Origin of the sequence: uncultured Oscillibacter sp. (assembly GCF_910579365.1) — a bacterium.
Lineage (GTDB): Bacteria > Bacillota > Clostridia > Oscillospirales > Oscillospiraceae > Oscillibacter.
Genome location: NZ_CAJTUX010000141.1, coordinates 1 through 2,634 on the forward strand (window position 1 = coordinate 1; position 2,634 = coordinate 2,634).

Genomic DNA, 2,634 nt, shown 5'->3' on the forward strand with positions numbered 1-2,634 from the left:
GCACCAGCGTCTGCCGCCGCTGTGGGTCCTTCCAAATCCAGTCCCGGAAGGCTTCCCGGATCGCCATCTGCTTCTGGGCGGCAAGGGTGGTTTCTTTGGCGTTGAGTACCCGGCGCTCCCGGCCCTCGGCGTCCTCAACGGTGTCATAGATGCGGACATCCCGCAGGTTTAAGCTGTCCTCCAGAATCTTGTAGGCGTTGGCCCGGTCGGTTCCGTAGGTGGTGTTGGCGGCTACATCGCCGTACCCAACGGCGTTTTTGCTGGTGATCTGCCACTCGGCGGTGTAGGGGACATACTTGACCTCAATCTTTCCTTGCAGATAGTACGGGGTGTGGAAGGTTTCGTACATGAATTGCTGGATATAGTCTTTGTCAATCCAGGTAGCACCCAGGCGCACCTCGATTTCCGATGCGTCCAAATCCTTGGGCTGGGCGGCGGTCAGCGCCTCCACATTGACAGAAAAGGCGGGGTCTTTGTCCGCCGCCCGCTGTGCCTGCCGCAGTTTCCGGCGCACGTTGCCGGAGAGGTATTCATCCGCTGTCACATAACGGGGCGTTTCCCCCTCCGCCAGTGGTCCGGGCAGACGGAAGATCACGCCCCGCAGCTCCTGCGCCAATTCCTCCTGGGTTTTGCCGCTCAGTTCGGCCATGTACGCCATATCCACCTCGGCCTTTTCCGCGATGGAAACAGCCAGGGCTTCACTGGCGGTGTCCACCGCAGTAACAGCCTGATGGGGCTTGATGGTGCGCTTGGTGAACATATCCGCCTTTTGCTTCAGATGTCCGTCATCGTCAATGACTTCCAGCGCGCAGAGCAGATAATAGCTGGAATCATCGGCAAAGGCCAGCCGGTTCCCCCGGTCATTGATCAGCCCGTACTTTGCGGAAAATGCGTCATAGAGCCGGTTCAATTCGGCCTGGGTTTCACGGATTGCCGTATCCGAAACAAAGCTGTCCATCTGCTGTGCGATGAGCTTCTGCACACAGTCCCGCAGTTCCACCAGCCCCTTTACGCGGGCCTCGGCGGTGGCGTTTAAGTCGGGGCGCACCATGCGGCTGTTTTCCCGATAGTACACCGCACCGTCCACAACGGTATAGGAATAGTTTTTTACATCAGGGTCAGCGGGGATAGAAGTATCAATTTCTTCCCCCTCGCCCAGCTCCGGCAGTTCGGCCTCCTGGTAGGTCCCGCGAATATATTTTATGGCGTCGTGCAGCTGGTCGGAAAGTTCCAATCCCTCAATGGGATTTACGGTGTAATCCATGCCATGAGCGGTGCTTTCCGGCTCCTGCCTGCCCAGCACCATTTCCGGGTGGTCCAGGAAATAGCGGTTGATGGTAAAATCTTCTTCGGTCTGTCCGGTCTGCGTCCAGTCCGGGGCAATGTCAATCGGGCGGTCACGTTTTTGCAGGAAAATGATGTCGGATACCACCTCTGTCCCTGCATTGGCCTTGAACGCATTGTTGGGCAGACGGATCGCGCCTAACAGCTCCGCCCGCTGCGCCAGATACCGGCGCACCGTAGAATCCTTGGAATCCATCGTGTAGCGGCTGGTGACAAAGGCCACGACGCCGCCCGGACGCACCTGGTCCAGCGATTTTGCAAAAAAGTAGTTGTGGATGTTGAAGTTCAGCTTGTTATAGGCCCGGTCATTGACGGAATACTGGCCAAACGGCACGTTTCCTACGGCTAAATCATAAAAATCCCGCCGGTCAGTGGTTTGAAAGCCCGCGATAGTGATGTCTGCTTTGGGATAGAGCTGTTTTGCGATGCGCCCGGTGATGGAATCCAGTTCCACGCCGTACAGTTTGCTGCCCCGCATTTCCTCCGGCAGCATACCGAAGAAATTGCCCACGCCGCAGGAGGGTTCCAGGATGTTGCCGGTCTGGAATCCCATTTTCCCCACCGCTTCATAAATGGCCTGGATAACGGTAGGGCTGGTGTAATGGGCGTTTAAGGTGGTCCCTTTGGCGGCTTCATATTCCTCCGGGGACAGCGTTGCGTAGAGTTCCGCAAACTCCTTGGCCCAGGCGGGCTTGCTCTCGTCAAAAGCGTCTGACAGACCGCCCCAGCCCACATACCGGGAAAGGGTTTCCTGTTCTTCTGGCGTGGCCTGCCGGTTTTCAAATTCCAATTCTTTCAGGAGATTGATTGCGTCCATGTTGGCCCGAAACTTTGCTTTTGGTCCTCCTTCGCCCAGGTGAATGTCGGTGATACGGAAGTTCCCGGCAGTCGGCTGGGGAGGGGTGGGTTCCGGTTCATCAAAGCGCAGCGTATGAATCTCTATATCGTAGGGCAGATGGTTCTGTTCGCCCGGATAACGGGTGACGGGGGTAATGGTGATCTGCGGCTCCGGCTCTGGTGCAGGGGGATTCCCAAAATCCGGCTGTTCCTCTGCCAGCTGTTCTTCTGGCTGTGCCGGTTCGTGGGAGAATCCGTCCAGCTCCTGCTGGTAGAGGGCGCGCAGGGCAGCGGCAAGCGGCTCCCAGCTTTCATACATCGCTGCCAGCACCGTTTCATCTTCCCGCAGAATCTCCACTTCCATGCCGTTTGCGGAGGCCCGGTAATCCGCCGTATCTCCGGTTTCCAGCTGCATGGTTTCCACTGTACCCGAAAACCGCTGGGAAAGATGCT

Annotated in this window: 1 protein-coding gene; it reads right to left on the reverse strand. The window is 57.4% G+C overall.

What is annotated here, in order from left to right; all coding sequences use genetic code 11:
* On the reverse strand, positions 1-2,634 hold a 2,634-nt coding region (locus tag QZ329_RS15435; RefSeq protein ID WP_295753885.1), incomplete at both ends, for an N-6 DNA methylase.